8 protein-coding genes are annotated in these 16,093 nt (G+C 61.4%); 7 read left to right on the top strand and 1 reads right to left on the bottom strand.

What is annotated here, in order from left to right:
- Positions 1-3 precede the first annotated feature (3 nt).
- From AC13Q5_RS30765 to AC13Q5_RS30735, 7 genes are all read left to right on the top strand, one after another.
- A complete protein-coding gene (locus AC13Q5_RS30765; RefSeq protein WP_457881114.1) occupies positions 4-1,095 on the top strand; it encodes an ABC transporter ATP-binding protein in 1,092 nt (363 codons plus the stop codon).
- A 55-nt stretch (positions 1,096-1,150) separates the two neighbouring features.
- Complete coding sequence (locus tag AC13Q5_RS30760) at positions 1,151-3,628, top strand: beta-mannosidase (protein WP_488504244.1); 2,478 nt, start codon at positions 1,151-1,153, stop codon at positions 3,626-3,628.
- Positions 3,629-3,706: 78 nt separating this feature from the next.
- Positions 3,707-4,468: a sugar phosphate isomerase/epimerase family protein gene (locus tag AC13Q5_RS30755; RefSeq protein WP_488504243.1), complete on the top strand. Its 762-nt coding sequence runs from the start codon at positions 3,707-3,709 to the stop codon at positions 4,466-4,468.
- 11 nt (positions 4,469-4,479) lie between these two features.
- On the top strand, positions 4,480-5,613 hold the full coding sequence (locus AC13Q5_RS30750) for a Gfo/Idh/MocA family protein (RefSeq protein WP_075850674.1): 1,134 nt from the start codon (positions 4,480-4,482) through the stop codon (positions 5,611-5,613).
- A 69-nt stretch (positions 5,614-5,682) separates the two neighbouring features.
- Positions 5,683-6,714: an L-glyceraldehyde 3-phosphate reductase gene (mgrA, locus tag AC13Q5_RS30745; RefSeq protein WP_075850673.1), complete on the top strand. Its 1,032-nt coding sequence runs from the start codon at positions 5,683-5,685 to the stop codon at positions 6,712-6,714.
- An 80-nt stretch (positions 6,715-6,794) separates the two neighbouring features.
- Positions 6,795-8,405 (top strand): glycoside hydrolase family 43 protein, encoded by a 1,611-nt coding sequence (locus AC13Q5_RS30740; protein ID WP_488504242.1) that lies wholly within the window; start codon positions 6,795-6,797, stop codon positions 8,403-8,405.
- A gap of 129 nt (positions 8,406-8,534) precedes the next feature.
- The gene (locus AC13Q5_RS30735; protein ID WP_075850671.1) at positions 8,535-8,861 is read left to right on the top strand and encodes an RcnB family protein; all 327 of its coding nucleotides are present in this window, start codon (positions 8,535-8,537) and stop codon (positions 8,859-8,861) included.
- Positions 8,862-8,996: 135 nt separating this feature from the next.
- Here AC13Q5_RS30735 and AC13Q5_RS30730 read toward each other — a convergent pair whose 3' ends face one another.
- Positions 8,997-15,884 carry an apolipoprotein A-IV repeat region-like domain-containing protein gene (locus tag AC13Q5_RS30730; protein WP_488504241.1) on the bottom strand — a complete coding sequence of 2,296 codons (6,888 nt, stop codon included), beginning with the start codon at positions 15,882-15,884 and terminating at the stop codon, positions 8,997-8,999.
- Positions 15,885-16,093 lie beyond the last annotated feature (209 nt).

Here is a 16,093-nt window from a genome sequence, read left to right as displayed (position 1 = left end):
TCCATGAACAGCAGCGTTTCCATCAAAGACCTTTCGCTGAATTTCGGTGCGGTCAACGTCCTGAAAAATCTCAATCTCGAGATCAATGACGGCGAATTCCTCGTGCTCCTCGGCTCGTCCGGCTGCGGCAAGTCGACCTTGCTCAACTGCATCGCCGGCCTGCTCGATATCAGCGAGGGGCAGATCTTCATCAAGGGCAAGAATGTCACCTGGGAAGAGCCCAAGGATCGCGGCATCGGCATGGTGTTCCAGTCCTATGCGCTCTATCCGCAGATGTCGGTCGAAAAGAACCTCTCCTTTGGTCTCCGTGTGGCCAAGGTGCCGGGGGACGAGATCAAGAAGCGCATCGCACGGGCTGCCGAGATCCTGCAGATCGAGCCACTTCTGAAGCGCAAGCCGGCGGAGCTTTCGGGCGGTCAGCGTCAGCGCGTCGCGATCGGCCGCGCGCTTGTGCGCGATGTCGACGTCTTCCTCTTCGACGAGCCGCTGTCGAACCTCGATGCCAAGCTGCGCTCGGAGCTGCGCGTGGAAATCAAGCGCCTGCACCAGTCGCTGAAGAACACGATGATCTATGTGACCCACGACCAGATCGAGGCGCTGACGCTTGCCGACCGCATCGCGATCATGAAGAACGGCGTCATCATGCAGCTCGATGATCCGACGACAATCTATAACGAGCCGCGCAATCTTTTCGTCGCCGGTTTCATCGGATCGCCATCGATGAACTTCCTCAAGGGTGAGTTGGTCAATCGCGAAGGCAAGGTCGTTTTCGCAACCAACGACGTGCTGTTTTCTCTCGATGGTTACAAGGCCGGCGAGGGGCTGCAGGCCGGCCGCAAGGTCGTGCTGGGTGTTCGTCCGGAGCACATCAAGGTCAATGAAGCGGCCGCATCCGGCGCCGAGGTCCATGATGCCACCGTCGATATCGAAGAGCCAATGGGCGCCGATAATCTGCTGTGGCTCAAGCATGCTGGCCACACCATGTCGGTTCGCGTCAACGGTGCCAGGCGTTTTGGCCCCGGTTCGGCTGTGAAACTCGGCTTTGACATGTCTCTCGCATCGCTCTTTGATGCGCAGACGGAACTCAGAATTTGATCCATGCAAGGAGGCGGTCTTGCCGCCTCCGTCCTACTACGGTCCGGGAGGTCCGATGTCGTCTTCGCTCAATGACAACTTCACCGTCGATCTGGCCGGGTCGTGGGGGCTGACGTCTCCCGACAGCGATCATTCGCTTTCCATGTCTCTGCCCGGTGATATTCATTCCGCATTGCATGCGGAAGGGCTTATTCCCGATCCCTATTTCGCGCGCAACGAAGAGATCGTGCAGTGGGTCGCCAAGCAGGACTGGGAGCTGACGCGCAGTTTTAAGCTCGATGACACCAGTGGCGACTGGTATCTCGACATCGACTATCTCGACACTGTCGCCAGCGTCTACGTGAATGATGCGCTCGTGCTGGAGGCCAACAACTGCTTCCAGCGTTATCGTCCTGATGTCTCGAAGGCACTGAAAACGGACGAAAACACCATTCGCATCGTCCTGCATTCGAGTATTGCGGCTGGCGCCGCGCTGCAGGCGCGGCAGCCTTTCTACATTCCCTACAGCACCGGCAATTCGCCGATCCCGAATGGCAACATGCTGCGCAAGCCGCAATGCCATTTCGGCTGGGACTGGAACATCGCGATTGCGCCGCTCGGCCTTTACGGCACCATTGCGCTGAAGAAGCTCGAAATTGCGCGGATCGAGAATGTCGTCACGCAGCAGATTCACAATGACGACGGCTCGGTCGACCTCAAGGTGACGGTGGCGCTGTTTGCCAAGGGAACGGGGATCACGCAGCTCTATTTCTCGCTTGATGACGAGCGGGTGCGCCTCGATGTCGGCGTCAATGCCGGCGAAACTTCGATCACTCACTTCTTCCATGTCGACAAGCCCAAGCTATGGTGGCCGGCCGGCAATGGCGAGCAGGCGCTTTATGCCTTGTCCGTGGAGACCAACTTCGAAACCGTCACCCGGCAGATCGGCCTGCGCACGGTCGAGTTGATTACCACCGAGGATGAGGCGGGTAGCCGTTTTGCTTTGAAGGTCAATGGTCGCGAAATCTTTGCCCGCGGGGCCAACTGGATTCCTGCCGACGCGCTGTTTTCGCGCTCCAATCCGGCGGCAACCGAGGATTTGCTGCAATCGGCCGTCGATGCCAACATGAATGCGATCCGCGTCTGGGGCGGCGGCTTCTACGAGCATGACTGGTTCTACGACACCTGCGACCGATTGGGGTTGATGGTGTGGCAGGACTTCATGTTTGCCTGCAATCTTTATCCATCGACCGGCGACTTCCTGGAGAATGTCGAGGAGGAAGTGGACTATCAGGTTCGCCGGCTTGCGACGCACCCCTCGATCGTTCTCTGGTGCGGTGACAATGAACTCGTGGGCGCGCTCACCTGGTTCGAGGAATCCCGTAAAGATCGCGATCGGTATCTCGTCTCATACGATCGCCTGAACAGGACGATCGAAAAGGCGATGAAGAAGGCGCTGCCGGATGCGATCTGGTGGCCGTCGAGCCCTGCCTCCGGCTATCTCAACTTCGGTGACGCGTGGCATGCCGATGGCTCCGGCGACATGCATTATTGGTCTGTCTGGCACGAGAACAAATCCTTCGACAATTATCGGTCCGTGCGCCCGCGCTTCTGCTCGGAATTCGGCTTCCAGTCCTATACCTCGCTGCCTGTCATCAAGACCTATGCCGAGGCGAAGGATATGAACATCGCCTCTCCGGTCATGGAGTTGCACCAGAAGAATGCCGGCGGCAACGAGCGCATCGCTGGCACGATGTTCCGCTACTTCCGCTTCCCGAAGGACTTCCCGAATTTCGTCTATCTGAGCCAGGTCCAGCAGGGCCTCGCCATCAAGACGGCGGTGGAATATTGGCGGTCGTTGAAGCCGCATTGCATGGGCACCATCTACTGGCAGCTCAACGACACCTGGCCCGTCGCCTCATGGTCCAGCCTCGATTACGGCGGCCGGTGGAAGGTGATGCACTATCTGGTGCGGCGCTTCTTCCAGCCGGTATCCGTCGCGGCCATTCCGTCGGAAGACAACAACACGATCCGTTTCTCTCTTGTCAACGACACCAATGCTGATGTCACGGCTGATATCTCCGTCTCGCTCCTGAAGCTCGACGGCGAGCGCGTGCCGCTGACCACCGCGCATGCCGTCTGCACGCCGGATGCGGCCGTTACGGCCTTGTCGATCGATGCGGATCAGGTGCCGGCCGATTGCCTGCTGGCGTGGCGTTTCACCGCATCGAATGGAATGGGCGGTGAGGGGCACTATGTCCACGGGACCTACAAGGCGCTCGAGCTTCAGCCCGCCGGCCTGACGGTTCTGAGGGAAGAGAAGGAGGAAGACGGGACGGTGGAGCTCACCGTCACCGCAAAGGGACTTGCGCTGTTCGTGATGATCGAGAGCGAGGTCGACGGACGTTATTCCGACAATGCCTTCGATCTTGCCGCCGGCGAAAGCCGCCGCATCATCTTTACGCCGGCCGGGCCCGTTGCGGGCGGCGTTCCTGCATTCCGTATCTATGATCTGCAATCCAGCCAGTCGGTGGCCAACCAACCGGTGGATTGAGCTATCGCGCCGCAGTGGCGGTGCTTTCGGGGCCACAAGCCCAAGACAGACGGCCGGGAGGCCATTGGAGGACTATCGATGACGAAACTTGGATTTCAGCTTTATAGCGCCCGCAATTTCCAACCTTATTCCGAAATCTTCGTAAAGCTCGGCAAGGCCGGTTATGCCGAAGTCGAAGGTTTCGGCGGCATCTATGCCGACCTGGACGAAAGCGGCCTGAAGGCCCTGCGCGCCGAGCTCGACAAGAACGGCCTGCGGATGGCAAGCGGCCATTTCAGCCCGGATTTCCTCGATGGTGAAGTGCAGAAGTCGCTGACCATCGCCAAGACCCTCGGCATGGATTCGATCTACGCACCGCATATCGGCGCCGATCAGCGCCCGAGCGATGCCGCCGGCTGGCGCGTATTCGGCAAGCGCCTGCACGAAATGAGCAAGCCATACAAGGATGCGGGTTTCGAATTCGGCTGGCACAACCACGACTTCGAATTCGTGAAGCAGGCGGACGGCTCACTGCCGATCGAGCAGATCTTCGAAGGCGCTCCGAACATCTCCTGGGAAGCCGATATCGCCTGGGTCATCCGCGGTGGCGGCGATCCCTTTGGGATTATCGAACAATTGGGTCCGCGCATCACGGCCGTTCACGTCAAGGACATCGCGCCGACTGGCGAAAACAAGAACGAAGACGGCTGGGCCGATGTCGGTCATGGTACGGTTCCGTGGGCGAAGCTGCTCAAGGCGCTGGCCGGCACCAAGGCCAAGCACTTCGTCGTCGAACACGACAATCCGAGCGATGTCGATCGTCTGATCACGCGTTCCATCGCATCCTTCAAGAGCTTTTGAGGCACTTCCACATGGCTAAGGAACTTGGCGTCGGCATCATCGGATGCGGCAACATCTCAACCACCTACTTCTCGCTCGCACCGCTCTTCAAGGGGCTGAAGGTGCTGGCCTGCGCTGACATCAACATGGAAGCGGCGCGGGCACGCGCCGAGGAATACAAGGTCAAGGCCCAGACCATCGACGAGCTGCTCGCCAATGACGAGCTCGACGTCATCGTCAACCTGACCATTCCGGATGCGCATTTCCCGGTTTCCAAGCGCATCCTCGAAGCCGGCAAACACGTCTATTCCGAAAAGCCGCTTGTGCTGACGCTGGAGCAGGGCGAGGAGCTGCGTCGCATCGCCAAGGAAAAGGGGCTCGCCGTCGGCTGCGCTCCCGATACCTTCCTCGGTGGCGCCCACCAGCTCGCCCGCAAATTCATCGATGACGGCGGCATCGGCCGGATCACCTCCGGCTCGTGCCACGTCATGAGCCCCGGCATGGAAATGTGGCATCCGAACCCGGACTTCTTCTTCCTGCCCGGCGGCGGCCCGATCCTCGACCTCGGCCCCTATTATGTGGCCAACCTCATCAATCTGATCGGTCCGGTGAAGCGCGTTGGCGCGATGACCTCCATGGCATCGCCCACCCGTACGATCACCAGCCAGCCACGCAATGGCGAGATCATCCCCGTTAAGACGCCGACGACGATCCAGGCTCTGCTCGAATTTGTCAGCGGAGCCCGGATCACGCTGACGGCGAGCTGGGATGTGTGGTCGCACCGCCATGCCAATATGGAGCTCTACGGCACCGAGGGCTCGCTCTATGTGCCCGACCCGAACTTCTTCGGTGGCACGGTCGAGGCGAGCGGCCGCGACAAGGACATCAAGCCGCTGGAAAACTGGGCGCATCCTTTCGGCATCGCCAATCAGGAAAGCCCGAGCGGCGCGCGCGCCAACTACCGCACGGCCGGCCTTGCCGACATGGCGGCTTCGCTGATCGACGGACGCGACGCACGTTGCTCGCTCGACCGCACCTTGCACGGCGTCGACGTCATGACTTCGATCCTGAAGTCGGGCGAGGAAGGTCGCTTCATCGATCTGACCACGACTTGCACGCAGCCGGCGGCACTCGGCATCGAAGAGGCACAGGCGCTCTTGAAGTAAGCGCAGGAAGAGCTAGTTTGCGCGCGGGTGAACAACCCGCGCGCTTTTTCATCTCGAAGGAATTCCATCATGGCCTGGCAACCGGCATCCGATCGTTATTCAAAAATGAAATACAACAGGACCGGCCGTTCCGGTCTGAAGCTGCCGGCGGTCTCGCTGGGGCTCTGGCACAATTTCGGCGGCGACACGCCGCATGACCGCAAGGTCGACATGTGCCGCACGGCTTTCGATCTCGGCATCACCCATTTCGACCTCGCCAACAACTACGGACCGCCTCCCGGCAGCGCCGAGACCGCGTTCGGCGAGATCCTGCGCACCGATTTCGCCGGCCTGCGCGACGAGCTCATCATCTCCTCCAAGGCCGGCTACGACATGTGGCCGGGTCCTTATGGCGAATGGGGCAGCCGCAAATATCTGATCGCCTCCTGCGACCAGAGCCTTAAGCGTATGGGCCTCGACTATGTCGATATCTTCTACTCCCACCGCTTCGATCCCGATACGCCGCTTGAAGAAACCTGCGGCGCGCTCGACCATATCGTCCGCTCGGGCAGGGCACTCTATGTCGGCATTTCCTCCTACAACTCGCAGCGCACGCGCGAGGCTGCCGCCATCCTGAAGGACCTCGGCACACCATGCCTGATCCATCAGCCGAGCTACTCCATGCTCAACCGGTGGGTCGAGGATGACGGTCTGGTGGATACGCTCGAAGATCTCGGCATTGGTTCCATCGTCTTCTCGCCGCTGGCGCAGGGTATGCTCTCGACCAAGTATCTCGGCGGCATTCCGGATGACAGCCGCGCCGCACAGAACCACTTCCTGAAGCGCGACTTCATCCGCCCGTCGATCATCGACAACATAAGAAAGCTCAACGAGATCGCCGAGAAGCGCGGCCAGACGCTGGCGCAGATGGCAATCGCCTGGGTTCTGCGCGGTGGCCGTATCACCTCGGCCCTGATCGGCGCCAGCCGCTCGTCCCAGATCGTCGATTGCGTCAAGGCACTCGATAATCTCGACTTCACGGCCGAAGAGCTGAAGCAGATCGATGTCTACGCGAAGGAGGCGGACATCAATCTCTGGGCCAAATCGGCCGAACGCGATTGATTATCCTAAAACGCCCGGAACCAGTTTCCGGGCGTTTTACCTTGTTGCCGCTTGTCGTGGTCTCTGGAGGAGAGAGTTTCATGATCCGCAATCCGATCTTGCCGGGCTTCAACCCCGATCCGTCCATCTGCCGCGTCGGCGAGGACTACTATATCGCCACCTCGACATTCGAATGGTATCCGGGAGTGCAGATCCATCACTCGCGCGACCTCGTGAATTGGACCCTGGTCCGACGGCCGCTGGAGCGTGCATCACAGCTCGACATGCGCGGCGAGCCTGACAGCTGCGGCATCTGGGCGCCTTGCCTCTCCTACGCGGACGGCCTGTTCTGGCTCGTCTATACCGACGTCAAGCGCTATGACGGCAACTTCAAGGATGCCCATAATTACATCGTGACGTCTCCGACCATCGAAGGCGAATGGTCCGAGCCGGCCTATGTAAACTCCTCCGGTTTCGATCCGTCGCTGTTCCATGACGACGACGGCCACAAATGGTTCGTCAACATGCAATGGAACCACCGCACGGAGAGCTATGGCGGTTCGCCGAAGACGCCGGCCTTCGACGGCATCCTTCTGCAGGAATGGGATCCGGTGGAAAAATCCCTGAAAGGGCCAATCAGGAACATCTTCGCCGGCACGGAACTGGGGCTGGTCGAGGGGCCGCATCTCTTCAAACGTAACGGCTGGTACTATCTGACCACGGCGGAAGGCGGCACCGGCTATGATCATGCCGTGACCATGGCGCGATCCCGCGACATAGCCGGACCCTACGAGCTGCATCCGAACAAGCACCTAATCACCTCGAAGGATCACCCGGAAGCGGCGTTGCAGCGTGCCGGCCATGGCCAATATGTTGAGACGCATGATGGCCAGTTCTATCATACGCATCTCTGCGGGCGGCCTCTGCCGCCACATCGCCGCTGCACGCTCGGCCGCGAGACGGCTCTGCAGAAATGCGTCTGGAAAGAGGATGGCTGGCTCTATCTCGAAAATGGCACCAGCGTTCCCGATGTAAATGTGGCCGGCTTGAATGGTGCGATGCCGGTCGAGAAGCCGCGCCGCAGCGGTTACAATTTCGACGAGGGCAGCTTGCCGTTGGATTTCCAATGGCTGCGCACGCCGCAGCCGGAGCGAATCTTCAGCCTGACGGATCGACCCGGCTATTTGCGGCTTTTTGCCCGTGAAAGCATCGGTTCCTGGTTTGAGCAGGCGCTTGTCGCCCGCCGTCAGGAGCATCACAGTTTCCGCGCCGAAACCGTCATCGAGTTCGAGCCCGCTACCTATCAGCAGGTTGCGGGCCTGACACATTACTACAATCGCTTCAAGCTACATGCCATCGCTGTGACCTTACATGAGAAGCTCGGCCGCTGCGTCACCATCATGACCTGCCCAGGCGACTATCCGAACGGTCGCCTGAGTTTTCCGATCGAAGGTGGCGTCGCAGTGCCGGATGGGCGGATCCAGCTTGCCATGGAGGTGCGAGACAACGACCTGCAGTTCTTCTGGCAGGCGGAGGGCATGGGCGCCTGGCAGGCAATCGGCCCGGTGCTCGATGCTGGCGTTATCTCGGACGAGGGTGGCCGCGGCGAGCATGGCTCCTTCACCGGCGCTTTCGTCGGCATGTTTGCCTTCGACACGTCGGGCCGGGCAAAGACAGCGGATTTCGACTGGTTCAACTACGATGAGCTATAAGACTCGCAGCGAAGCGGGCGCCTGGCCGAACCAATCACGCCCATTACGGAATTGTAATTCGACTGTCAGATGCGTTTCATGTCTGTCACGATAAGTTCGCGTGCAGATTCTGAAATGAGGAAACAACCAATGAGAAAAATCTTCACTGTCCTTCTTGCTGCGTCCATCCTGGCGACGCCGCTGGCAGCGACTGCACAGGTTAAGACGGCACCCGCCGGTAAGCAGGCCGTCGTTCAGAAAGAGACGGTGAAGAAGAAGGTCGTTATCCGCAAGGGCGGTTGGGTCAAGGGCCGCCGCCTGTCGGCCTTCGATCGACGCCGAGCAACGGAAATCGACTATCGCGCCTACCAGCTGTCTGCGCCTCCGCGCGGCTATCACTGGGTTCGCCTGAAGAGCAATTTCCTCCTTGTCGGTATTACCAGCGGCTTGATCTCGAAGGTGCACGAAGCCCGATAAGCACGACGGGCTGCGATCCCCGGACTATGCAAGGGTGGCTGTGTCGCCCTTTTTCGTGCCGCAAACATGGGGACGCCTTGAATCAAAAATCCCCGGCCGAAGAGCCGGGGATTTCTATTTGTCTTACTGTCTGTCTCAGCTCAGGCGGCCGGCGGCATGGGCCAGCATGGTGTAGACCTTGCCGGTATCCGAAGTGAGATAGGATTGCGTGACCGTCTTGTCGCGATCGGTGCGGGCAACGTCGGTAAGCAGCTTTTCGAAATCGGCGATGTAGCGATCGACGGCGGTGCGGAATTCCGGCTCGCGGTCGTATTTACGCTTGATCTCGTCGAAAGTCTGCTGGCCCTTGAGCGTGTAGAGCCGGCGGGTGAACACGTCGCGTTCGCCACGCTGGTAACGGCGCCACAGGTCGACAGAGGCGTCATGATCGATCGCGCGGGCGATATCGACCGAAAGCGAGTTCAGCGACTCCACGACATGGCGCGGGTTGCGTGCGGCCGGAGCAGGAGCCTGTTCCACCGGTGCTTTCGCCGTCGTCTGGCGTGCGGGTTGCAGACCGGCGTTTTCATCACGCGAAGCGCCACGCAGCAGGTCGCTGATCCAGCCGCCGCCGGCTGCTTCCTGGCGTGCAGGGGCTGCCGTCTCGGCCGGACGCTGCGGCTGTGCTGCCTGGCGCTCGGCCGGGATCGATCCACGCAAGCCGAGGGATTCGATCGAAGGCGGCTGCGGCTGCGGTGCTGGGCGCTGCATGGGTTGCTGAGCGACCGGTTGCTGTGGAGCCGGCTGTTGCGGCGCGGGCTGCGGTGGCCGGGCGGCGACCGGGGCAGGTGCTGCGGGTTGCGGGCGCGGAGCGGGCTGCGCATCGGCCAGAGCACGGGCTGCCGGCTCGGAAATCTCCAGCTGCTGCGTCGAGCGGCCGACGATCTGCGAGATGTCCTGCAGAGCCTTGATCTGCTCGGCAACGGCGCGACGCATGGCTGCAGCACTTTCCTTTGCCTCTTCCGGAAGGTCGAAGGCGCCGCGCTTCAGTTCGCTGCGGGTGAGATCGAGCTCGCGGCGGATATCGCCGGCCGAGCGGCGGATTTCGTCCGTCGCACCGGCAAAGCGGCCGATCGCGTCATCAACAGCGACACGCAGGGTTTCGCGCAGCTGCTGGGCAGCCGTATCCGAGGTCTTGCCGGCATCGGCCAGCATCTGTTCGACTTGCGAGAGCGAAGCCGTCAGGCCGCCACGCAAGCGATTGGTGAGGTCGCTGGAACGGCGTTCTGCATTGGCGAATGTATTTTCAACGGCCTGGTTCGCTTCTTCGCCAGCCTTATGCAATGCGCCACGCATATTTTCCGCCGCATCCTCGGCGCGCTTTTCGGCGTCTGAGAGAACGCGGCCGATATCCGCGAAGGAAGACTGCACGCTCTGGCGAAGATTGCCGGTCACCTGGTTCGACCGCTGTTCTGCGCGGTCGAAGGCCGTTTCCACCATCGAGCCGAGGGCGCGCATGGTGTTCTCGATCTCTTCCGAGCGCTGAACGAGGCCGACGGCCAGGTTCTGCAGGGCCGTTTCGCGTTCTTCCAGTGTCGATACGAGGTTCGACTGGGCGGCGCCCAGAAGCTGGGAAGCCTGCGACAGAACCTTGGAGTGATCGTCGAAGCGACCGACGATGCTGCCGACCTGCGACAGGGTCTGGCCGGTGATCTCGGACAGCTTGTCGACCTTGCCTTCGAGAAGGCGGCTGGAGGCGGAAACCATTTCGCCGGCCTTCGCGGCAGATTCCGCGAAGCGTGACGAGGTTGCCGTCAGGCGGTCGTCGACGTTTGCGAATTCGGTAGCAGCATTGGACAGCAGGCCGGCGATCGCCGAGTTGTTGTCCGCCAGGCGGGCGATGATGCCATTGACGCTGGCGAGCAGGTTGTTTTCGAGAGCGCTGACCGTGTTGACCGCATGCTCGGTGCGCGACGAGATCGCGTTGATGAGGGCGGCGTTTTCGGCGCGCAGGCGCTCGGTGCTCTCCTGGGCTGCCGCCGAGATGAGGGCTGCTGCTTCCTGACCCGTTGCCGCGTAGCGATCGACGATCGGTCGAGCCTTTTCGTCGATCAGGCGCGACAGCTCGGTGGAGCGTCCTGCGAGCATCGAGTTCAGCTCGCGGGTGCGTTCGTCGAGCGAGGTGCGGATGGAAGAGCCGCGGGCTTCCAGCGCCTTGTCGACATCGGCAAGCGTGGAGTCGATTTCACGGGCGCGTTCTTCCAGCGAGCTGCGGATGGCCGTGCTGCGCTCCTCGAGCGCACGCTCGACCTGAGACATGGTGGAGGCGATCTGCTCGCTGCTGCCGGCAAGCGTGTTGCGGATGGCGGCACCACGGGCTTCCAGCGATTGTTCGGCCGAAGACAGGGCCTGCGAGATCGTGTTGACCTGATTGCTGACGAGGCCCTCGGCTTCGGCGACCTTGTTGACGATCGCGTTGCCGGCCTCCGAGAAGGTCTGGGCAACGGCCGCAGCCTGGCTTGCCAACCGGTTCTGCGTTTCCGAGACGCGATTGACGAGGTCGTTGGAGCGCTCGGTCATGGCGCGGGCGAAGGCATCGCTGTGGTTGCCGAGGTTTTCGGCAAACTGCTGACCGGTGTTGGCAAGCAGATCGGCGGTGCGTGTGGCTTCCGTGTCCATGCCCTGCGCGGCATCGGCAACGGCCGTGCGCAGCGTGGTGGCAAGATTGGCGGCCTTGCCCTCGATCGTGCGATTGACGGCTTCGAGGCCAACATTGAGAGCGCGATCCATGGTTGAAAGGCGCTCTTCGATGCGGGCCGATGCCTGGCTGCCGCTGTCGTCGATCTTTGCCGCGCCGCTCGCCAGCGTATCGGAGAGGCGGTTGCCGGCCGCATCGACCTGTGCGGCAACGCCGGTGACACCTTCGTTGATGCGATTTTCGAGAGCCGACAGGCTGGCCTCGACCCGCGAGCCGGTTTCGGCAAAACGGTTCGTCATGCCGTCGATCGACTGGTTGAGGTTGGACGAGAAGGTTTCGGCCGAACGCGCGATGTCGCCGGCGGCCTGCTGGATACGGCCGGCAATGTCGCCCGCGCCGCTGTTCAGGCGTTCTTCCAATGTCCTTGCGCTGGTGTCGATGGTCTGGCGCAGCGAAGCCTCGCGGTCCTCGAGCGACATTTCAAGCATGCTGGCGCTGGTGGCAATCGAGGTGCCGATGGCCGTCGTCTGTTCCATCAGCGTGTTGTCGATCTGCTCATGGGCGTCGCGCAGGGCCAGATTGATGGCGCTGCTGCGGTCTTCCAGCGTGGAGCGCATACGCTCATAGGCAGAAGCAAGGTTCTGATCCATCTGCGACAGACCGGCGCCGAGCGTGTTTTCGAGATGGCGGGTGGTGCTGCCGAGAACCGTCTCGACGCGATCGCTGTTGCTGCCGAGCATTTCGGAGAGAGCGTCCGTGTGGGCAGCGAGCGAGCGATCGAGGCGGTCCTGGTTTTCGCTATAGGCAGCACGGATGGCATCAGCCTTGTCGCCAAAGGCGCCGGCGACGCGGGACTCTGCGCCGGAGACGCTGTCGAGAAGCGCATTGGCGCGTTCTTCCAGGGCGCTCTCGAAGCGGTTCTGGTTTTCGGCGAGCGAGATCGCAAAGGCCATGCTCTTATCGTCGAGCGTGTTGGTCAGTGCTTCGTGACCGCTGGTCACGGTATGGGCAATGGCCTTGGCGCTACTGGAAAGAGTGTCTTCGAGCTTCGCATGATTTTCCGAAAGGGCGATAGCCAATGCCATCGTCCGGTCGTCGAGGCTGTTGACGATCCTGTCGTGGGTGCCGGCAACGGTTTCGGAGAGGGCGTCAAGACGGCTTGATACCGTATCCTCAAGCCGCGACTGGGTGTCGGAGAGCGAAATCGCAAGCGCCATCGCCTTGTCGTCCAGTGCGTCGGCAAGTGCATTGTGGTTGCTGGTAAACGCGTTGGTGATCGCCTCGGCGCGGTTGGCAAGCGTTGCTTCGAGGCGCGACTGGCCGGAGGTCAGCGCATCGGAGAGTGCCCGTGTCTTGCCTTCGAGCGTATCGGCAACGCGCTCGGCATGGCCGGAAACGGTATCCTCGAGACGGGCCTGGGCTTCCGACAGCGCGATGGCGAGTGCCATCGTCTTGTCGTCCAGCGTGGCGCCGACGCTTTCCGCGTGGCCGGAAACGGCGTTTTCAAGGCGGGCCTGGCTTTCGGAAAGAGCGACGGCCAATGCCATCGTCTTGTCATCCAAAGTGCTTGCAACGCTTTCCGCGTGCCCGGCGATGGTGCTTTCCAGGCGGGACTGGCTTTCGCTGAGCGCGATGGCGAGTGCCATCGTTCTGTCGTCCAGCGCTTCGGTCAAGGCGTTGTGGTTGCCTGCAAATGCCCTGATGATCGCCTCGGCGCGGTTGGCGAGGGTTTCCTCAAGACGTGACTGGCCTGAGGTCAGCGCGGCGGCGAGGGCACTGGTCTTGCCTTCGAATGTATCGGTGACGCGGTCGGCGTGGCCAGCAACGGTTTCTTCCAGCCGGGCCTGGCTCTCAGAAAGCGCGATAGCGAGCGCCATCGTCCTGTCGTCGAGGGCATTGGTGACGCTTTCGGCATGGCCGGAGACAGTGCTTTCGAGACGAGCCTGACCCTCGGCGAGCGCGCGCGCAAGTTCCTTGGTCTTGGCATCCAGCGTTCCGGCAACGTGTTCGGCATGACCGGAAACTGTGTCTTCCAGGCGGGATTGGCTTTCGGAAAGCGCGATGGCAAGTGCCATCGTCTTGTCGTCGAGCGTGTCGGCCAGCTTGCTGTGGGTATCGGCCATGGCGCTATTGATGGCGTCAGAGCGGCTCGCCAGCGTGTTTTCGAGGCGGAGCTGGCTTTCAGCCAGCGAAATGGCCAGCATCGACGTGCGCTCGTCGAGGGCGGCGGTCAGATGTTCGTGGGAGCCGCTGACAGCGCTTGTAATCGCTTCCGAACGCTCGGCAAGCGTCTGCTCGAAACGGGACTGGTTTTCCGCCAGGGCGCCGAACAAGGCGTTGCTGCGGGCGGCCATCACGGCATCGACGCGCTCATGAGCGGAACCCAGGGCCTGCGTGATCTCGCTGGTGCGGGCGGAAAGCGTGTTGTTGATGTCGTTGGCGCGGCCGGTGAAGGCCGAGGTCAGTTCTTCCGTGCCGCTTTGCAGGGCAGCGGAGACGTCGCGCGTGACACCCTGCACGGCAGAGGTGAAGGCGCCGGCATGAGAGGCGAGCGTGGTGTTGAGTTCGCTCGTGCCCGAAGTCAGGGCGGAAGAAATGCCCGTCGTTGCGTTCTGAAGCGCGGAGGTGATCTCGTTCGCCTTGGAACCGATCGCACTTTCCAGCACTTCCTGGCCGGTTGCCAGCGTCGTTGCCAGAGCGAAGGACTGGTCGGTGAGGTGTGAACCCAGGCGCTCGATGCTGGAGGTCAAGATGCCTTCCAGCGCATCCGAATTGCTGCCGAGCGACTGGTTGATGCGGGTGAGGCTCTCCGAGAGCTTGGTGTCCAGGGTGCCGGCGCGCTTGTCGAAGGCCGAGGTGAACTCCGATACGCGTTCGTCGAAGGTCGTCGAAAGTTGTGCGATCGTCGACTGGAAGCGCTCGTCGAAGAAGCCGGAACGCAGGTCGATATCCATGATGGCATCATCGGCCGTCGATTGCAGGCTCTGACGGAAGCTCGCGCCCTTTTCGTCGAGTGCAGTGTTGAGGCGGGACAGAACATTGTCGAGCGTGCCCGTAATGGACCGCTCGCCGCCGGTGAGGCTCTCGCTGATTTCTCGCGTGCGGGCGACCAGCGTCTCGTTGAGCTGGCGTGCACGTTCATTCAGTGCGGAGTTCAGCTTTTCGGTGTTCGCATCGAGTGTCGAGGCGCGGGTTTCGAACTGGCCGAGCAGCGCGTTGCCGCGTTCGGTGAGGGTCGACGATAGGGATTCCAGCCGGGTATCGAATTCATGGCTGAGAGCGAGGCCCGAAGCGTTCAGATTTTGCAGCAGGCTGTCGGTCTTGGCGGAAAGCAGGGTCCCGAGGGCTTGAACAGCCGAATCCGACTTCTCCATCAGGGCGGCGGCACGCGTATCGATCATCGATGCGAAGGCTTCGCCGGAGGTGGAGAGGCGCACGGCGATTTCTTCGGTCGCCAGCGACAGGTCTTCCTTGATCTGATCGTGCACGCCTGAAATCGACGAGCGGATCCGCTCGGCGTGATTGACGATGGCGTCACGCTCGGTACCCAGTTCGTGGACCAGGCTGCGCACGCGCAATTCGTTGTCGGCGTAGCTGCGCTCCAGCGCATTGACTTCGGTATGAACGAGTGTTTCGAGCTCAGTGGCGCGTGCAATGGTGCGTTCGATGCCTTCGTTCATCGCCGAGACTTCGCGGCGCACGGCCTGACCGACCGTCATGATGCGCTCGGAAGCGACGGTTTCCGGCTCGACGAGGCGCAGGGCGACTTCTGCCATGGAGCGGGCAGCATTGCGCATGTCGTGCGCACGCGAGATCATCATGCCGAAAGCGTAGAAGAGCAGCACCGGAACGATGATGCCAACGATGCAGGCGATGACGCCCGGAAGGGCCGCGAGATCCGCGATCGAATGGATGTTTCGGATCTGGGTGCCGTAAAGCATGAAGGCGAGGCCGGCGCCGCCGATGATCCAGAACAGCGAGAAGATCGTGGCGTTTCGCACGGCGTGGCTTTGCGAGGCGCCGTCGAGCGCCCTCAATATGCTTGCGGAACTCGCCCGGCTGCCGTCATTGGCGGCTGCAAGGTTCGGGTTCTTTGGCGCCTCGACGGGGCGGGGCGGCGTAGCAGGGGCAGCGGTGCTGCGCGCGGCGCCATTCTTGTGGGCGGCATCATCCCTGGTCTGCTTTATCGGCTGTTTCGGCGGTTCAGACACATTTCGCTCCGGGACATCGGGCGTAGTGCCGCTGCGGGACTCCAAGCTCTCGTCACTGAAATCGATCTGCAGAGCTTCGTCCAATGCCTGAAAGGCCTTGTCCTCGACCGACTCGATGTACTTTTTGTTCGCCATGCGGTTACGCCTCGTTACAACTCACTCGGGCTTGCCGTGTCTTTTCCGGTAATTCCGCCGTGTCCGGAAAAGACGAACCCTGCCTCCCGTAGGGTCTTCCGCCTCCGATCAAGATCGAGCTTGGATTTCCCATTACATTCAGAGTGGATAACTGGTTTTTCAAACGGATGTTATGAAAACATTACCATCATCCACTTCCGGGGCAAAGG

Source organism: Martinezella sp. CNPSo 3964 (assembly GCF_057784375.1).
The sequence above is the reverse complement of the archived record's forward strand: the minus strand, read 5'-3'. Positions and strand labels throughout refer to the sequence as shown.

Excerpts from the sequence above, each read along its gene's own strand:
- AC13Q5_RS30765 (WP_457881114.1), top strand. The coding sequence starts at position 4 with ATGAACAGCAGCGTTTCCATCAAAGACCTTTCGCTGAATTTCGGTGCG.
- AC13Q5_RS30760 (WP_488504244.1), top strand. The coding sequence starts at position 1,151 with ATGTCGTCTTCGCTCAATGACAACTTCACCGTCGATCTGGCCGGGTCG.
- AC13Q5_RS30755 (WP_488504243.1), top strand. The coding sequence starts at position 3,707 with ATGACGAAACTTGGATTTCAGCTTTATAGCGCCCGCAATTTCCAACCT.
- AC13Q5_RS30750 (WP_075850674.1), top strand. The coding sequence starts at position 4,480 with ATGGCTAAGGAACTTGGCGTCGGCATCATCGGATGCGGCAACATCTCA.
- mgrA (WP_075850673.1), top strand. The coding sequence starts at position 5,683 with ATGGCCTGGCAACCGGCATCCGATCGTTATTCAAAAATGAAATACAAC.
- AC13Q5_RS30740 (WP_488504242.1), top strand. The coding sequence starts at position 6,795 with ATGATCCGCAATCCGATCTTGCCGGGCTTCAACCCCGATCCGTCCATC.
- AC13Q5_RS30735 (WP_075850671.1), top strand. The coding sequence starts at position 8,535 with ATGAGAAAAATCTTCACTGTCCTTCTTGCTGCGTCCATCCTGGCGACG.
- AC13Q5_RS30730 (WP_488504241.1), bottom strand. The coding sequence starts at position 15,884 with ATGGCGAACAAAAAGTACATCGAGTCGGTCGAGGACAAGGCCTTTCAG.